The organism is Mycobacterium sp. NGS26, assembly GCF_059813025.1.
On record NZ_JCALDU010000003.1, the window covers coordinates 84,386 to 99,834 of the forward strand.

At 68.1% G+C, this 15,449-nt stretch carries 15 protein-coding genes; 9 read left to right on the forward strand and 6 right to left on the reverse strand.

What is annotated here, in order from left to right; translation table 11 throughout:
• Positions 1-8: 8 nt before the first annotated feature.
• From AC5Y6X_RS11415 to AC5Y6X_RS11425, 3 genes are read left to right on the forward strand one after another with little or no spacing between them, the layout of a single operon-like run.
• Complete coding sequence (locus tag AC5Y6X_RS11415; protein ID WP_499987031.1) at positions 9-1,229, forward strand: cytochrome P450; 1,221 nt, start codon at positions 9-11, stop codon at positions 1,227-1,229.
• Positions 1,230-1,239: 10 nt separating this feature from the next.
• Positions 1,240-2,094 (forward strand): SDR family NAD(P)-dependent oxidoreductase, encoded by an 855-nt coding sequence (locus AC5Y6X_RS11420; RefSeq protein WP_499986584.1) that lies wholly within the window; start codon positions 1,240-1,242, stop codon positions 2,092-2,094.
• Between the two features lie 13 nt (positions 2,095-2,107).
• Entirely contained in the window at positions 2,108-2,830 is a 723-nt protein-coding gene (locus AC5Y6X_RS11425; protein WP_499986585.1) for an SDR family NAD(P)-dependent oxidoreductase, read from the forward strand.
• A gap of 18 nt (positions 2,831-2,848) precedes the next feature.
• Here the strand turns inward: AC5Y6X_RS11425 and AC5Y6X_RS11430 are convergent, their stop codons facing one another.
• Both AC5Y6X_RS11430 and AC5Y6X_RS11435 read right to left on the reverse strand, forming a co-directional pair.
• Positions 2,849-4,006, reverse strand: a complete 1,158-nt coding sequence (locus AC5Y6X_RS11430) for a Zn-dependent alcohol dehydrogenase (RefSeq protein ID WP_499986586.1) — start codon at positions 4,004-4,006, stop codon at positions 2,849-2,851.
• The gene (locus AC5Y6X_RS11435; RefSeq protein ID WP_499986587.1) at positions 4,003-5,229 is read right to left on the reverse strand and encodes a cytochrome P450; all 1,227 of its coding nucleotides are present in this window, start codon (positions 5,227-5,229) and stop codon (positions 4,003-4,005) included. The genes AC5Y6X_RS11430 and AC5Y6X_RS11435 overlap by 4 nt, the downstream gene beginning before the upstream one ends.
• A 153-nt stretch (positions 5,230-5,382) precedes the next feature.
• On the opposite strand from AC5Y6X_RS11435, the gene AC5Y6X_RS11440 reads away from it, so the two are divergent.
• The 4 genes from AC5Y6X_RS11440 (at position 5,383) to AC5Y6X_RS11455 (ending at position 8,983) form a co-directional block, all read left to right on the forward strand.
• The gene (locus AC5Y6X_RS11440) at positions 5,383-5,742 is read left to right on the forward strand and encodes a Rieske (2Fe-2S) protein (RefSeq protein WP_499986588.1); all 360 of its coding nucleotides are present in this window, start codon (positions 5,383-5,385) and stop codon (positions 5,740-5,742) included.
• Complete coding sequence (locus AC5Y6X_RS11445; protein WP_499986589.1) at positions 5,739-6,785, forward strand: amidohydrolase family protein; 1,047 nt, start codon at positions 5,739-5,741, stop codon at positions 6,783-6,785. The genes AC5Y6X_RS11440 and AC5Y6X_RS11445 overlap by 4 nt, the downstream gene beginning before the upstream one ends.
• Positions 6,782-7,930, forward strand: coding sequence for an amidohydrolase family protein (locus tag AC5Y6X_RS11450; protein ID WP_324676121.1), 1,149 nt, complete (start codon positions 6,782-6,784; stop codon positions 7,928-7,930). The genes AC5Y6X_RS11445 and AC5Y6X_RS11450 overlap by 4 nt, the downstream gene beginning before the upstream one ends.
• 87 nt (positions 7,931-8,017) lie before the next feature.
• Entirely contained in the window at positions 8,018-8,983 is a 966-nt protein-coding gene (locus AC5Y6X_RS11455; protein WP_324676119.1) for an alpha/beta hydrolase, read from the forward strand.
• A gap of 9 nt (positions 8,984-8,992) precedes the next feature.
• Here AC5Y6X_RS11455 and AC5Y6X_RS11460 read toward each other — a convergent pair whose 3' ends face one another.
• Both AC5Y6X_RS11460 and AC5Y6X_RS11465 read right to left on the reverse strand, forming a co-directional pair.
• Entirely contained in the window at positions 8,993-9,571 is a 579-nt protein-coding gene (locus AC5Y6X_RS11460; protein WP_324676117.1) for an Rv1363c family protein, read from the reverse strand.
• Positions 9,568-10,389 (reverse strand): Rv1363c family protein, encoded by an 822-nt coding sequence (locus AC5Y6X_RS11465; RefSeq protein ID WP_324676115.1) that lies wholly within the window; start codon positions 10,387-10,389, stop codon positions 9,568-9,570. The genes AC5Y6X_RS11460 and AC5Y6X_RS11465 overlap by 4 nt, the downstream gene beginning before the upstream one ends.
• Positions 10,390-10,579: 190 nt before the next feature.
• Between AC5Y6X_RS11465 and AC5Y6X_RS11470 the strand changes: the two genes are divergently transcribed.
• Together AC5Y6X_RS11470 and AC5Y6X_RS11475 are read left to right on the forward strand one after the other, a co-directional pair.
• On the forward strand, positions 10,580-11,731 hold the full coding sequence (locus tag AC5Y6X_RS11470; RefSeq protein ID WP_324676658.1) for an acyl-CoA dehydrogenase family protein: 1,152 nt from the start codon (positions 10,580-10,582) through the stop codon (positions 11,729-11,731).
• Complete coding sequence (locus AC5Y6X_RS11475) at positions 11,728-12,978, forward strand: acyl-CoA dehydrogenase family protein (protein WP_324676114.1); 1,251 nt, start codon at positions 11,728-11,730, stop codon at positions 12,976-12,978. The genes AC5Y6X_RS11470 and AC5Y6X_RS11475 overlap by 4 nt, the downstream gene beginning before the upstream one ends.
• Position 12,979: 1 nt before the next feature.
• Here the strand turns inward: AC5Y6X_RS11475 and AC5Y6X_RS11480 are convergent, their stop codons facing one another.
• Together AC5Y6X_RS11480 and AC5Y6X_RS11485 are read right to left on the reverse strand one after the other, a co-directional pair.
• Positions 12,980-14,944, reverse strand: coding sequence for a SpoIIE family protein phosphatase (locus AC5Y6X_RS11480; RefSeq protein WP_324676112.1), 1,965 nt, complete (start codon positions 14,942-14,944; stop codon positions 12,980-12,982).
• Positions 14,945-15,005: 61 nt separating this feature from the next.
• Positions 15,006-15,437 (reverse strand): anti-sigma factor antagonist, encoded by a 432-nt coding sequence (locus tag AC5Y6X_RS11485; protein ID WP_324676110.1) that lies wholly within the window; start codon positions 15,435-15,437, stop codon positions 15,006-15,008.
• Positions 15,438-15,449 lie beyond the last annotated feature (12 nt).

A 15,449-nucleotide genomic window follows, 5' to 3' on the forward strand; every position in this document is an offset into this window, starting at 1 on the left:
CAACGACGATGGACGAGGCCGCCAGGCTGCTGGCGGACCCGCTGGCCTACACCGACGAGCCGCGGCTGCACGCCGCGCTGGCGCACCTGCGCGCCAGCGCGCCGGTGTCGTGGGTCGACGTGCCGAACTACCGGCCGTTCTGGGCGATCACCAAGCACGCCGACATCATGGACATCGAACGCGAGAACATGCTGTTCACCAACTGGCCGCGCCCGGTCCTGACCACCGCCGAGGGCGACGAGATGCAGGCCGCCGCGGGGGTGCGCACGCTGATCCACATGGACGACCCGCAGCACCGGGTGGTGCGCGCGATCGGCTCCGACTGGTTTCGCCCGAAGGCGATGCGGGCGTTGAAGGTTCGCGCCGACGAACTGGCAAAGGTCTACGTCGACAAGATGATGGCCGCGAGCCCCGAGTGCGACTTCGTTCAGCAGGTCGCCGTCAATTACCCGCTCTACGTGATCATGTCGCTGCTGGGGCTGCCGGAGGCCGACTTTCCGCGCATGCTCAAGCTGACCCAGGAGCTGTTCGGCAGCGACGACTCCGAATTCAAGCGCGGCAGCACCAACGAGGATCAGCTGCCCGCGTTGCTGGACATGTTCCAGTACTTCAACGGTGTCACCGCGTCGCGCCGCGAGCACCCGACCGAGGACCTCGCCTCGGCGATCGCCAACGCCCGCGTCGACGGCGAACCGCTGTCTGACATCGACACCGTCTCTTACTATCTCATCGTCGCCACCGCCGGCCACGACACCACCAGCGCCACCATCTCCGGGGGCCTGCAGGCGCTCATCGAGAACCCGGACCAGCTGCAGCGGCTGCGCGACAACCCGGAGTTGATGCCCCTGGCCACCGAGGAGATGATCCGCTGGGTCACCCCGGTCAAGGAGTTCATGCGCACCGCCGCCAAGGACACCGTCGTGCGCGGCGTGCCCATCGCCGCGGGCGACTCGGTGCTGCTGTCCTACGTGTCGGGCAATCGCGACGAGGACGTGTTCGACGATCCGTTCCGCTTCGATGTCGGGCGCGACCCCAACAAGCACCTGGCCTTCGGCTACGGCGTGCACTTCTGCATGGGCGCGGCCCTGGCCCGGATGGAGGTCAGCAGCTTCTTCTCCGAGCTGTTGCCCAGGCTCAAATCCATTGAGCTGACCGGTGATCCGGAGCTGGTCGCCACCACGTTCGTCGGCGGCCTCAAGCACCTGCCGGTCCGCTACTCGCTGGCCTGACCCGACGGCAGTGACGCGCAGGACGATCGTCATCACGGGCGCCAGCGACGGAATCGGCGCCGCGGCGGCTCGCCGCCTCAGCCGCACCGGCGGCCAGGTCGTCGTGGTGGGGCGGTCGGAAACCAAGACCGCCGCGGTGGCCGCCGAACTGGGCGCGGACCGCTTCGTGGCCGACTTCGCCGACTTGTCCCAGGTGCGGACCCTCGCGGACAAGATTCGCGCGCAGTACCCGCGCATCGACGTGCTGGCCAACAATGCCGGCGGCATGTTCACCAAGATGCACGACACCATCGACGGTCACGAGATCACGTTCCAGGTCAACTATCTGGCGCCGTTCCTGCTCACCACGCAGTTGATGGAGGTGCTCGTCGCGTCGCGCGCCACCGTCGTCAACACGACCAGCTCGTCGCAGAAACTGCTTCGCCGGGTGCGGATCTCCGACCTGGAGAGAACGGCCGAACGCCACCCCAGCGTCGCCTATGCCCTCACCAAACTGGCCGTCGTCATGTTCACCAGAGAATTGCACCGGCGCTATCACGCCGACGGTCTGTCGGTCGCAACGTTTCACCCGGGCAACGTCAACACCAACTTCGGTGATGCGTCGGGTTCACGATTCCTGCGGTTCATGCGGCACACACCGGTCGCACGGCTTACCCTGAGCGCCGACCAGGGCGCCGATCAGCTGGTCTGGCTGGCGTCGAGCACCCCGGGCGTCGACTGGACGTCCGGCGAGTACTACTCGAAGCACAAGATCGCGAAAGCCAACCGCGCGGCCTACGATCCGCGGCTCGCGCGCGAGCTCTGGGATCGCACCCTGGCCAAGCTGGGCCAGGGGGGAAGGGAGGACTCGTGCTCGTCGAGCTGATCGGGCCCGCGCGATGACGGCCCTGGTGACCGGGGGCGCCTCCGGGATCGGGCGCGAGGTCACCGCACGGCTGCGCGAGGCGGGACACGACGTCGTGGTGTGGGACGTCTCCGGCGGCGACATCGCTTGCGACGTCAGCGATCCCGACGCGGTGGCGGCGGCGATGCAACGAACGGTGCGCGAGCACGGTGCGCCGACCCGAATCGTCACCTGCGCCGGAATCGGCGCGACGGGCATGCTGCTCGAACAGTCACCGGCCGAATGGGACCGGGTGCTCGCCGTGAACCTCACCGGCACCTGGCTGACCATTCGCGCGGGGGCGCGAGCCATGATCGACGCCGGGGTGAGCGGCTCGATCGTCGCGGTGTCCAGCATCAGCGGCACCCTCGCCGACCGCGACATGGGCGCCTACTGCGTGTCGAAGGCCGGGGTGGACATGCTGGTGAAGGTCGCCGCGGTGGAGTGGGGCGGCCACGGAATCCGCATCAACGCGGTGGGCCCCGGCGTCACTCGGACGCCGATGCTGACCGACGCCGAACGGCTGCCCGGCTGGGTGGAGGCCCTGTCCGAACGGACGGCGCTGGGCGGCGTGGGTGACGCCGCCGACGTGGCCGGGGCCATCCTGGGCGTCCTCGAATTACCTTGGGTGACAGGGCAAATCGTGCACGCCGATGGCGGCCTGGCGCTGCACAGCCCGATCGACGCCTACGGCCAGCTGCAGCGGATCCAGCGGTAACCCGCCGGGGAAGTAGCGTCAGCCGATCCCGAAATCGATGATGCCCCTGATGATCTTGCCGTTGAGCAGGTCGTCGTAGGCGTCGTTGATCTCGTCGAGCCGGTAACGCCTGGTGATCATCTCGTCGAGCTGCAGCTGCCCGGTGTGGTAGAGCCTGGCCAGCCGGGAGATGTCCGACTTCGGGTTGCAGGAACCGAATATGGTGCCGGCGAGCGTCTTGTTCATCAGGATGAACTCCTGCAGGTCGATGTTGACCGACCGGGTCAACTGCGAGGTCATGCCGGTGAGCACGCAGGTTCCGCCCTTGCGGGTGAGCTTCACCGCATCGCGCACGTCGTCGGCGGTGATCAACGACGGCGAGACCACCACGGCGTCGGCCATGACCCCGTAGGTCAGGTCCCGCACCAGGTCCAGCGCCTCGGCGACCGTCGCGGCGCTGTGCGTCGCGCCGAACTGCAGGGCCGATTTCTGTTTGAAGTCAACCGGATCGACGGCGACGATCTGCGCGGCACCGCCGATCCGGGCGCCCTGGATCGCGCCCGTTCCGATGCCGCCGACGCCGATCACGACGACGGTGTCGCCCGGTCTCATGTTGGAGCGGTTCATCACCGAGCCGAAGCCGGTCGGAATCGCGCACGACAGCAGCGCGCTGGGCGCCAGCGCCAGGTGCGGTTCGATCTTGACCAGCGAACTCTGCGCTACCACAGTGTGTTCGGCGAAGGCTCCCACCTTCGCCAGATGCCCGAGCGGCCGGCCATCGCTGGTGTGATGGCGAAACGTGCCGTCGGTGGGCATGCCCGGGATCATGGTGCCCATGCCGACGTCGCAGATGTATTCCATGCCGCTCGCGCACCAGCGGCACTTCCCGCACACGGCGACGAAGGACATCACCACGTGGTCGCCGACGGCGAAATCGGTGACTCCGTCCCCGACTTCCCGAACCGTCCCGGAGCCTTCGTGGCCGCCGACCGTCGGGAACATCGTCGGCAGCCCGAGCGATCGCATCACCTCGTTGGGCGCCGACATGTCGCCCTTGAGGATGTGGTCGTCGGAGTGGCACAGCCCGGCGGCGGCCATCTCCACCAGAACCTCGCCGGCCTTCGGCGGATCGAGCTCGAATTCCTCTACGGACCAGGGGCCTCCGACGTCGTGGAGGATGGCTCCTCGGGTTTTCATGCGGCCGGGCGGAAGGTGACGGGAAGTTTGTTGGGCGAGCGGAACGTCAGCCCGACGATCTTGGACTCCGTCCCGGTTCCGTCGTCGGGCACCAGCGCCAAGTCCTCGACCCGGTCGAACAGGCTGTTGAGCATGACCCGCGTTTCCAGCCGCGCCAGGTGCATCCCGAGGCACATGTGGATCCCACCGGCGAACGCGATGTGGGCCTGCCGCGGCCTGGTGATGTCGAAGGTGTTCGGGTCGGTCCAGCGGCTCTCGTCGCGGTTGGCCGAGCCCATGCACATGTCGATCTGCGCGTCGGCCGGGATTGTCTTGCCGCCGATTTCGATTTCTTCGGTCGTCGTCCGCATCACCATGGTCAGCGGGGTTTCGTAGCGCAGGCCCTCTTCGATCGCGCTGGGGATCAGGGACCGGTCCCGGGCGACCATCGCCAACTGCTCGGGGTGGGTGAGCAGCAGGTACAGCAGGTTGCCCGACGACCGATAGGTGGTCTCGAGCCCGGCGGGCAGCAGCAGGCGCAGGAACGCGATGATCGCCTCGTCGGACAGCTTCTCGCCGTCGATCTCGGCCGCGACGAGGTCGCCGATGATGTCGTCGGTGGGTTTGCGGCGCCGCTGCTCGACCTGGTTGAGGAAGTAGCCGTGCAACTCGTTCGCCGCGTTCAGCCCCGCCTCGATGTCGGTCGGAATCGAGATGAGGTCCAGCGACAGTCGCCGGAAGAGGTCGAGATCCTCGCGGGGCAGTCCGAGCAGCGTGGAGATGATGCGGGTGGGGAACTCGAACGTCACCGCCTTCACCAGGTCGGCCTGACCGTCGTTCTTGATCTCGTCGACCAGCCGATCGCAGACCGGTCCGATGACCGACGGCTCCCAGCGCTCCAGCGCGGTGGCGCGAAAGGCCTTGGCCACCAGGTTGCGGTGGTCGTGATGTTCCTTGCCGCCCATCGCGAGGATGGTGTGGCCCATGACCAAACCGATGGTCTCGTCGTATTTGTGCGAGCTGAAGATGCGGTCGTCGCGGAACGCCTGGAACAGGTCGTCGTAACCGAACAGCACCCACTCGTCGGCCGGCCGGAGTTCCTCGGGCATCTGTGAGTGGTCGGCCAGGGCGCCGTGCCACACCGGGTCGGTGCGCCTCATGTACTCGAAGAACGGGTACGGGCTGGTTTCGCCGGTGAAGTCGAGGGTGACGGCCTGGCCGCCGGGGTCGGTGCTGAGCGTCATCAGCGCTCCTCCTGAACAGCCGATATGGCGGGTTTGGATCGAGGGGAATATCGCTATCATAGTATAAATAGCAACGAAGCCCAACGGCTTGTGGTGGTTACCGTAACGGGCACAGTATTGACCCTGGCAGGTCGAGGAGGCGGTGATTCGGCAATGCCCACGCGGCGATTCGTGTGCTCCCTCGACGAGCTGCCGCCCGGCGCGATGAAGCTGGTCGACGCCGGGAAGTTCGGCGTGGGCGTGTACAACGTGCGCGGCGTGCTGTATGCGATCGCCAACTACTGCTCGCACGAGGGCGCGCCGCTGTGCCTGGGCCTGATCGGCGGCACCAACGAGCCGGCCCCCGAGTCTCCCGACGGGATGCGCCGGGTGCGGGACGGGCAGATCGTCCGATGTCCTTGGCACAATTGGGAATTCGACGTCACCACGGGCAAAAACGTCGCCGATCCGCGCCGCCGCGTCCGCACCTACCGGGTCGATGTCGCCGACGGGGAGGTGTACCTCACTGCATGATCATCGACGCCAACGTGCAACCGCACTTCCGCCACAACGCCGAGATCCGGCGCTACCTCCCCGACGCCCACAAGCTGCGGTCGATCCCCGACGTCGAGCAGCAGTGGTACCAGGCGCCGGGCGGCGATTACCGCCAGGACCTGTACGGAGAGCACTACCCGGGATCGGACCCCGAGACCGTCGGCCGGCATCTGTTCGACGGCGGCGTCGACTACGCCATCCTGAACCCGCTGACCCGCGGAAACATCGCCGATTACCTGCTCAACAGCAGGATCTGCGCCGCGGTCAACGACTGGCTGCTCGAGCGGTGGCTGGAACCCGACGCCACCGACCGTTTTCTGGGCACCATCCGCGTCAACCCCGAGGACCCCAAGGGCGCCGTCGCCGAGATCGAGCGCCTCGCCGCGCACCCCAAGCTGGTGCAGGTCGGCGTCCCGATGCAGTCGCGCGAGCCGTACGGCAAGCCAGTGTTCGAGCCCATCTGGGAGGCCGCGGCCGCGCACGGGCTGCCGGTCGCGGTGCACATCAACGGAGGCAACGGCGTCGACTATCCGCCCACCTTCGCCGGGCACGCGCACACCTACCCCGGATACGCGGCGTTCATGCCGCTGAACTACTTCGTGCACCTGGCCACACTCATCGTCGAGGGTGTGTTCGGCCGGCACCCGGGCCTGAAGTTCGTGTTCGCCGACGGCGGCTACGACATCCTCACCCCGCTGATGTGGCGGCTGGACACCTTCTGGTTGTCGATGCGCGACCAGACGCCGTGGGTGGACCGCTATCCCAGCGAGTACCTGCCCGGCCACGTCCGGTTCTGCTCGTCGGCGTTCGACGGTCCGGTCGACACCGGGTCGATGCGGCGGTGGATGGATTTCAGCAACAAGTCCGACCTCCTGATGTACGGATCGAGTTACCCGCACTGGTCGACCACGTCCCCGGACGTGATGGCTTCTGAGCTAGCGGGGCTCGACGCCGTCCAGCGCGACAAGGTGCTGTGGCGAAATGCCAGTGAGCTCTACGGGATCGAGGAGCGTGTGCCATGACGACGATCGAGCGAGTCGACTCGTCGACCGGTCAAACGGACGAAATCGCCGTCACCATCGTCGACACCGATGTCCACCCGCTGCCCGTCTCGGCCGACGTGCTCAAGTCCTACGCGCCGGCCGAATGGGTGGACAAGATCTGGCCGACCGGCAACGCGGTCACCCCGGTGCCGCATTTCTACGACACCCCGGACTCGTACAAGACCATGTCGCTGCGCCTCGACGCGGCCCCGCCGAACGGTGGATTCGCCGGCAGCGACCCGGATTTCGCCGCCAAGCAGTTGCTGCTCGACGCCGGCGTCAGCATCGCGACGCTGGAGCCGATGTGCGACGCGCAGCTGCCGCAGGCCGAGCACGTGCTGAAGTCGGCCTACAACGACTGGCTCGCCGACGTCTGGCTCGACAAGCACAACTGGCACGGCCGGTGGCGCGGTTCGATCAGCGTCAGCGCGCAAACGCCCGAGCAGGCGGCCCGCGAGGTCGAGCGGTGGGCGGGACATCCCTACATGGCGCAGGTGCTGATGACGCCGCAGACCCGCGGAATCCCTTTCGGCAATCCGCATTTCGACCCGCTCTACGAGGCCGCGTCGCGCAACGGGTTGCCGGTGGCCACGCACCTGATGGGGCAGACGCCCTTCGAGTTGATCCCGATCTATCCGGTCGGCAACCCCGCGCACTGGCATGACTTCTTCGCGTCCTGGCCGCTGCTGTACGTCTCGCACCTGATGAGCCTGGTGTTCGACGGCGCGTTCGATCGCCACCCCGACCTGCGGGTGGTGTTCGTCGAGGGCGGCTTCACCTGGGCGATGCCGGTGATGTCGCGGATGGACCGCATCTGGGAGGCCCGCCGCGGTGACCTCCCGCACGTGCGTCGCCGCCCGTCGGACTATGTGCGCGAACACGTTCGGTTCACCACCCAGCCGCTCGAGGACACCGACGTCGTGCAGTTCCGCGAGTACCTGGAGATGATGGACCTGGGCGACAACCTGATGTTCTCCACGGACTATCCCCACTGGAGCTACGACGCCCCGACGTACGCGATCAACCGATTTCCCGCCGACCAGCGCGAGCGGATCATGCGTGGCAACGCCACCGCGCTGTACGGGCTGCCCGCGACCGTCAGGGCCCTTCCCGGGGAACGGTGAGTCGGTGGCCGGACCGGCCGCCGTAGGTCTACCTTGAAGGGCGGCCCTGTGCCGGGCCCGGAGGATGAGCGCGGAAGTCGAGAGGGTATGACGCAAACGGATCTGACGCGGCCGCAAGGCCTTAACCGCATCGACCCGGTGCTGCGCGAGGCGGCGATCGAGTCGGGCATCGTCGAATTCCAGGCCGAGACGCTGCCCGCCGAGCGGGAACGCGCCGACCGGTTGGCCGCCGAGCGCGCCGCGGCGGTCGACACCGCCGGCGTGGCCGTCGAGTCGCGATCGATCGCCGGTCCGGGCGGCGCGCGGCTCAACGTCCGTTTGTACCGCGGTCCCTCGGACGGCGCTTCGGGGGCGCCCCTTGTGGTGTACGCCCACGGGGGCGGGTTCGTGACCGGAAACCTCGACACCGACCACGCGCGATGCGTGGAGCTGGCCAGGGACGCGGGATGCCTGCTGGTATCGGTCGACTACCGGCTGGCGCCGGAAAACCCTTGCCCGGCGGCGTTGGACGACGTCGAGGCGGGCTTCTACTACGCGATCCGCAACTGCGCCGAGCTGAACGTCGACGTCGGCCGCATCGCGGTGATGGGCCGCGACGCCGGCGCGGCGCTGGTCGCGGGCCTGACCCAGCGCATGTTCGATGACGAAGGCCCACAGATCCTGGTGCAGATCCTGCACCAGCCGATGCTCGACTCCGACGCCACCCAGTCGCGGCGCGAATTCCAGCGCACGCCGGGGCTGAACGGTCCCGCGGTGAGCCGGGCATGGAACCACTACCTCGGTCACGCCTCCGCCAACGGCCAACACGTCCCGGCGCATCGGGCGAACCTGGAGGGCCTGCCGCCCACCTTCATCAGCTGCTCCGAGATCGACCCGTGCCGCGACGAGGCGATCGACTACGCCAACCGGCTGTTACACGCCTATGTTCACACCGAGTTGCACGTCATCGCGGCGACCTTCAACGGCTTCGACTCGCTGGTCCCGGATTGGATTGTCTCCCAAGAGAACCGGGCCCTGCACGCGCAGACGCTGCGCCGCGTGTTCGCCATGTAGGGGCGGTCGTTAGATCGGTTCGAATTTGCTTATCAGCCAGTGGTTGTTGACCCGCGTCATGCTCACCCGCACGTTGCTGGCATCCAGCGACGGGTCGGGCCTGTCCTTGCTCGTGGTGCTCTGGTCGACGAAGACCAGAACCACCGCCGAATCCGGATGCAGCTCCTGCAGCGCGGCCCCCATGACGTGAGCCGTGGTTTTCAGCGACTTCTGCTTGGCCGCCGGAGCCACGATGTCCTGAGTGAACTGGTTGTAATAGTTCAGGAAGTCCCCGGACAGGTGTGACTTGGCGGTGGCGAAGTCCTTGTCGAGCGACTCGGGTGAATAGGACAGCATCGCGACCGTTCCGTCCGATGCCGCGCTGACCACCGCCCGGGCCACATCGGGGCTGGTCTGCTGGTCGTGCTTGTACTGCATGAAGTACAGCCATGCCGCCGAGCCGCCGGAGATCAGCAGCAGCACGATCAGAATCGCCGGAAAGAGTTTCGCCTTGCGCAGCAGGCGTGCCGGGCCGGCGCCGCGCGCGGAAGATTCTCGCTCGGCGGGCCTTTCGGCCTCGACGGTTTCGGTGTCGTCGCGCTCTGTCATAGCACGAAGTCGACTTTCGACATCTTGTACTGCCCGCCGTCTTCGGTCACGGTCACCCGGAACCGCCACACGCGCTGTTCATCCTTGGCGCCTGCGGAATTGGTGATCTTCGAGGTCGCGGCCACCAGCACCTGCGCGGAGTGGTCGTCCATGTTTTCCAGGGCCGCGGCGTTGACCGTTCCCTCGGTGACCACCTTGGACTGCTCGACGACCGTCGCGAAATCCTTTGCGCGCTGCTGGAAATCGTCCCGGAACTGCCCGGTGGAGCTGTCGATCACCCGCTGGACATCGTCCTTGGCCTTCTTGAAGTCCAACGAGGTCATGTTGACGATGCCCTGCCTGGCCCCGGCGATGAACCTCGCGGCGCGCTGCTCGCGCTGGGTGGCGTCATTGTGTTTCCAGGCCATGTATCCGCTGGCCCCGGCGAAGCAGACGATCAGGATGATCGCGGCCGCCTTCCAGGTCACGGACAGCGACGGCAGCCGGCGCCGCCACCTGGCCAGCCTGGACTCCGGCGCCGGGGCCTCGGCGGTCTCGTCGGAAACTTCCTCCGTTTCTTCGACCGCCGCGTCGGCGTCCGGGGTTTCCTCCTCGCCGGCCGCGGCAGTCGTCTCGGCCTCCGCCGGGGCCTCGGTCTCGGACTCCGCCTCCGCCTCGGCCAGCGCCTCGCGGCGCAGCCGGGCGGCGCGGGCGCGGGCGCGCGCGGCGGCCGCCAGCGCTTCGGCCTCGGCGGCCTCGGCCTCGGCCTCCTCGAGCAGCGCCATCGCGTCGGCTTTCGACGTGGCCGATTCCTCCGGCGGTTTCCTCGCCTTAGGCATCGCGCTCACCGCTGGTCAGCATCATTATCGACTGGACTCCGGTATCTCTTACTGTATTGCTCATTGATAGCATCAGAGTCTCCAGCGAACTCCGACGAGGACCGATTAGGCGGATGATCATCCACCCACACTTTCCACCGTGCATCCCTGGCAGCGGCGACCGAATGCCCAGGAAGGCCCCGTCGGCACCATGACCGCCGTCGACTCTCCCGAAAAGATACTCTTCGCCTCGACAACCCAATCCTTTCTGCAGAAAGAAGCGCCGCTGCGGCACGTCCGGGAGCTGCACGCGGCGGGTGCGTCCTTTGATCCTGCATGGTGGCGGCGGGCCGCCGAACTCGGGTGGACGGGTCTGCTGGTTCCCGAGGAGCTCGGCGGCGGCAGCGTGTCCGGCAGCGGCGTCGCGGATCTGGCCATGGTCGCCGAACAACTCGGCAAGACGGTCGCGCCCGGCCCGCTGTACCCGGTCAGCGTCGTGCTCGCGGCGCTCGCCGACTGCGCCGACCGGCAAAGCCACGCCGCCACCATCGAGTCGTTGATGTCGGGCGACACGGTGGCCTCCTGGGCGGTTTCCGAGCCCGGCCGGGGCTGGGCGCCGCTGGAGTCGGCGGTGATGGCCACCCCAACCGAGTCCGGCTATCGCATCGAGGGAACCAAGGACCGTGTCGAGGCCGGCGCGCAGAGCGGGTTGCTGCTGGTGGTCGCGCGATGCGGCTCAAACAGTGACGAGATCCGCCAGTTCCTGGTCCCGACGGACGCACCGGGCGTCACCGTGGTGCCGCAGCAGTCCGTCGACCTGGTCAAGCAATACGCGCGGGTGCAGTTCGACGGTGTGGTCGTCGAGCCGTCGGCGGCGGTGGGCAGCGCCGCCGAAACCCCGGCACTGATCAGGCGGCAGAGCCAGATCGCCCAGGTGCTGCAGTGCGCCGAGGTGGTCGGCATCCTGCAGACGGTGTTCGACTTCACCGTCAAGTGGGCCCTCGACCGGCACACCTTCGGGCGTCCGCTGGCGTCATACCAGGCGCTCAAACACGGGTTCGCCGACATGAAGCTGTGGCTGGAAGCGTGCCGCGCCACCACGGCCGCGGCGGTCGCCGACGTGGGCGCGCGCTCAGCCACGGCCGGCCTGTCGGCCAGCATCGCCAAGTCCTACGTCGGGGAGATGGCCGGGCGCATCGTTCAGGGCTGCGTGCAGATGCACGGCGGCATCGGCGTCACCTGGGAGCACGACCTGCACCTGTACCTGAGGCGAGTCGCGTTGTACCGCTCCATGTTCGGCACTCCGGAGGAACACAACCTCAGCGTGTACCACGCCGAGAGCGCGGGTCGTTCGGCGAGATGACCGCGCAACGCAGGGCATCCGCGGAATCCGTCGCGGAGTTCGCCACCCGGGCCCGGGCGTGGTTGGCGGACAACATGCCCGCCATCGACCCCGACTCCCCGCCGGCCGCCCCGCGCGACGACGAACGCTCCTGGCTGCGGGCCCGCGAACTCCAAAAGCGGCTCTACGAAGGCGGATTCGCCGGCATCTGCTTTCCCCGCGAGTACGGCGGTCTGGGTTTGGATTACGAATACCAGAAGGCGTTCGACGAGGAATCGGTCAACTACGAGATGCCGTTGATCCTCAACACGCCGACGTTCACCATCTGCTGCGCCACGCTGCTCGACATGGGCAGCGAAGAGCAGAAGCGCCGGCACATCGCCGCCGCGCTGCGTGGCGACGAGGTTCTGGTGCAGCTGTTGTCCGAGCCCAGCGGCGGGTCGGACCTCGCCGGTGTCCTCACCCGGGCCGAACGGCAGGGCGACCGCTGGGTGCTCAACGGCGCCAAGACCTGGAGCACCAGCGCGTTCGCCGCCGACTACGGGCTGTGCCTGGCCCGCACCGACTGGGATGTGCCCAAGCACGAGGGCCTGACGATGTTCCTGGTGCCGATCGCCCACCCGGGAATCACGTTGCGGCGCATCACCATGCTGAGCGGCTCCACCGAATTCTGTGAGGAGTTCCTCGACGGGGTCGACGTCGGCGACGACGCCGTCGTCGGGGAGGTCAACGGCGGCTGGGCGGTGGCGTCGCGGCAGCTCTATCACGAACGTCGGGCGGTCGGGCAGGGCTCGGAGTTCGCCAGCGGCGCCGGCCACGAGGGAGGCCACACGACCCCGGTCGACTATGCCGAGCTCGCCGAGAAGACGGGCCAGGCCGACAGCGAACGCGTGCACGAGATGGCCGGCCGGGCACTGGTGCACCGCGCGGTGGCCGAACAGCTGATCGATCACGTGTACCGCAACGTCCGCGACGGGGTGCTGCCCCCGGCCGCCGGCACGCTCATCCGGCTGTTCCACGCCGAGACCGTGACCCTGGAAATGGACACCGCGCTGGCGATCGCGGGGGCCGCCGGCGTGGTGGGCGAAATCGGCGAAGGGCTACAGGCCGGGCTGCGCTATCTGTCGCGGCAGAACGTCGCGATCGGCGGCGGCACAACGGAAATGGCCCGCAACGTCATCGGCGAACGGGTGCTGGGCTTTCCGCGAGAGTACGCCGCCGACCGCGGGGTGCCGTTCAACCAGGTGCGCCACGGCGGGGCGCGCTGAGTCAGTCCTCGGCGAACACGTTCTCGGCGTCGCCGCTCACGACGGGCATCTGGACCAGCGACAGGACGTGGTGCGCCGGGCTTCCGGGTGGGGCCACCAGCACACAGTCGCCACCCTGGCGGCGCGCACGCTCTCGCGCGGCGGCCAGCGCGCTGATGCCCGCCGAACCCAAGTGGGTGACCGCGCTCAGATCGATCGTCAAAGACGCTACGCCGGAACGGCTTTCGACCGCAATCTGGCGGTCCAGAATGGACGCGGTGTGGGCATCGACGTCTCCGCTGACGACGATGTGGCCCGGCTCGTCGACCATGGAGACGAATTCGGAGTCGGCCGACCGCTGGTGGTTCGCGCGGCCGACAATCGCGTCGGTGACGACGTTCGCCGGTCGTGACAATAGGTGCGTCAGGCTCGCGGTCGTGCCGTCGGGGCCATGCGTGACGGTCGCCTGGGACACCAGGCCTTCGGCCATCGCGAGTCCGCGCCCGCGGCCCTGTTCGCCTTCGCGGTGGTCCTTCCAATTTCCGCGGTCGCTGACCGAGGCATGCAGGTTGCCGTCCCCGGCCAGGTACGCCTCGACGACAACGCCGTCGGAAACCTCGGTGGCATAGCCGTGTTCGACGGCGTTCTCGACGAACTCCGACATCGCGTGCACCACGTCGGAGACGTCGTCGGCGTCGGCGCCGACCTCCAACAGCCACTCGCGAAGCCGGGAGCGGACGGCGCGTGCGGCGTGCACCGTCGCATCCACGGTCATCTGCAGCGGTGGCGGCGGCGTACGGCGTTGCGCCGCAAGGAGCGTGACGTCGTCGCTGTAACCCGATGACCGGAGCAGCAATTCGAGTGTCTCCGAACAGATTCGGTCGATCGGCCGCATTCCGGCATCGATGACGAAGCCGCCGCTGCCGCCGGCGATGTTGGCGGCCAGTTCGGCGAATTCCGCGGTGCTGGCGACCAGCGGGCGGCCGGGACGTTCGATGAGGCCGTCGGAATACAGCAGGACCGAGTCGCCGACGTCGAGGATCTCGGTGCGCACCGGAAATCCCGTTCCGCTGCCCAGCGGGCCGCCGCCCGACGGTTCCGCGTATCGGGCGTCCGCGTCGGCGCTCACCAGCAGCGGCGGCGGGTGCCCCGCGGTGCAGTACTGAAAGTTCCCGGTGGCGTGGTCGAGCGAACCGACGCAGATGGTGGCCGAATTCGATCCCGGCACGTGCTCGTGAAAGCGGTCCACGGCGTCGAGCGCCTCGGCGATGGTGCGGCCCGCCAGGATCTGCATCCGGAGCGCGGTGCGCAATTGCGACATCACCGCCGCGGCCTCGACGCCGTGGCCGACGACGTCGCCCACGATGAGAACCAGCCGATCCCCGAGGGCCACCGCGTCGAACCAGTCGCCGCCGGCCGCGGTGTCCTCGGCGGCGACGAGGTACTGCGCGGTGATGTCGGCGCCGGGGACGACGGGCACGGACGGGGCCAGCAACGCCTCCTGCATGACGATGGCGGAGTCGCGGACGTTGCGGAACCGCTCGGACAGCTCGGCCATGCGCGTCTCGGCGGCCAGCCGCGCCCGCACCCGGCCGGTGACATCCTCGAAGACGAGCTGCACGCCCTCGATCGAACCGTCCTCGCCGCGGCGGGGAGTGACGACGAAGTCGAAGAACCGCTCCTGGATTCCCGAGCCGTCGTAGTCGGTCTGCAGTCGCCACTCGCTGCCGGATTGCGGCTCACCCGTCTGGTACACCCGGTCGAACATCTGGTAGACCTGCTGGCCCTCCAGCTCCGGGAAGACTTCCCGCGCAAGCTTTCCCACCGGGTTGCCGGTCGGATTGAAGGCGCGGTAGGCGGCGTTGACGGCCACGAAGCGATGGTCGGGGCCCTGTAGGCCGACGAGCAGCGCGGGCACGTTTTCGAAAACCCGGCGCACGTCTTCGGCGGCCCCGACCGTTGTGTCCCAATCCTTTTCGGCGACCATGTGGCCGTTCCTCCTCTACGGACCGGGCCAAAATCGGGCAAGCGAACGCTGCATCGGTTTGCTAACGAACCGTGGTGGACAGCGCGGCGTCCGTGCTGGGGTGCAGCGGCAAAACGTCGCCGAGATGGCACGCTTCGACCACCCGGGCGACGCTCGGGTCGCCGCTCACCAGGCGAAGCTCGACGCCGCGACGACGGCACCGCTCCGATTCGGCGGCCAAAACGGCGAACGCGCAGCAAGCCATGAAGCCGAGGCCGTTGACGTCGACGACGAACGGACCGGGGCGGCCGGCCACCGCCGCCGCCTCGCCGACCAGCCGCTGCCAGATGTGCTCGTTGGAGGCGTCGACCTCACCGCCCGCGCGGACGATCACGACCGGCCCGCTGCGCTGCGTCGTCGCCCGCAACGTGCTGTGCGGATCGCCGAGCTCCGACAGCAGACGGGGGCTCAACATGACCTGGGTGGGGGAGGACTCCGCGGGAGCCAGGTTCATCGTGCACTCCTA

Coding starts and splice junctions, on each gene's coding strand:
- AC5Y6X_RS11415 (WP_499987031.1), top strand. CDS start 9: ATGGACGAGGCCGCCAGGCTGCTGGCGGACCCGCTGGCCTACACCGAC.
- AC5Y6X_RS11425 (WP_499986585.1), top strand. CDS start 2,108: ATGACGGCCCTGGTGACCGGGGGCGCCTCCGGGATCGGGCGCGAGGTC.
- AC5Y6X_RS11430 (WP_499986586.1), bottom strand. CDS start 4,006: ATGAAAACCCGAGGAGCCATCCTCCACGACGTCGGAGGCCCCTGGTCC.
- AC5Y6X_RS11435 (WP_499986587.1), bottom strand. CDS start 5,229: ATGACGCTCAGCACCGACCCCGGCGGCCAGGCCGTCACCCTCGACTTC.
- AC5Y6X_RS11440 (WP_499986588.1), top strand. CDS start 5,383: ATGCCCACGCGGCGATTCGTGTGCTCCCTCGACGAGCTGCCGCCCGGC.
- AC5Y6X_RS11445 (WP_499986589.1), top strand. CDS start 5,739: ATGATCATCGACGCCAACGTGCAACCGCACTTCCGCCACAACGCCGAG.
- AC5Y6X_RS11450 (WP_324676121.1), top strand. CDS start 6,782: ATGACGACGATCGAGCGAGTCGACTCGTCGACCGGTCAAACGGACGAA.
- AC5Y6X_RS11455 (WP_324676119.1), top strand. CDS start 8,018: ATGACGCAAACGGATCTGACGCGGCCGCAAGGCCTTAACCGCATCGAC.
- AC5Y6X_RS11460 (WP_324676117.1), bottom strand. CDS start 9,571: ATGACAGAGCGCGACGACACCGAAACCGTCGAGGCCGAAAGGCCCGCC.
- AC5Y6X_RS11465 (WP_324676115.1), bottom strand. CDS start 10,389: ATGCCTAAGGCGAGGAAACCGCCGGAGGAATCGGCCACGTCGAAAGCC.
- AC5Y6X_RS11470 (WP_324676658.1), top strand. CDS start 10,580: ATGACCGCCGTCGACTCTCCCGAAAAGATACTCTTCGCCTCGACAACC.
- AC5Y6X_RS11475 (WP_324676114.1), top strand. CDS start 11,728: ATGACCGCGCAACGCAGGGCATCCGCGGAATCCGTCGCGGAGTTCGCC.
- AC5Y6X_RS11480 (WP_324676112.1), bottom strand. CDS start 14,944: ATGGTCGCCGAAAAGGATTGGGACACAACGGTCGGGGCCGCCGAAGAC.
- AC5Y6X_RS11485 (WP_324676110.1), bottom strand. CDS start 15,437: ATGAACCTGGCTCCCGCGGAGTCCTCCCCCACCCAGGTCATGTTGAGC.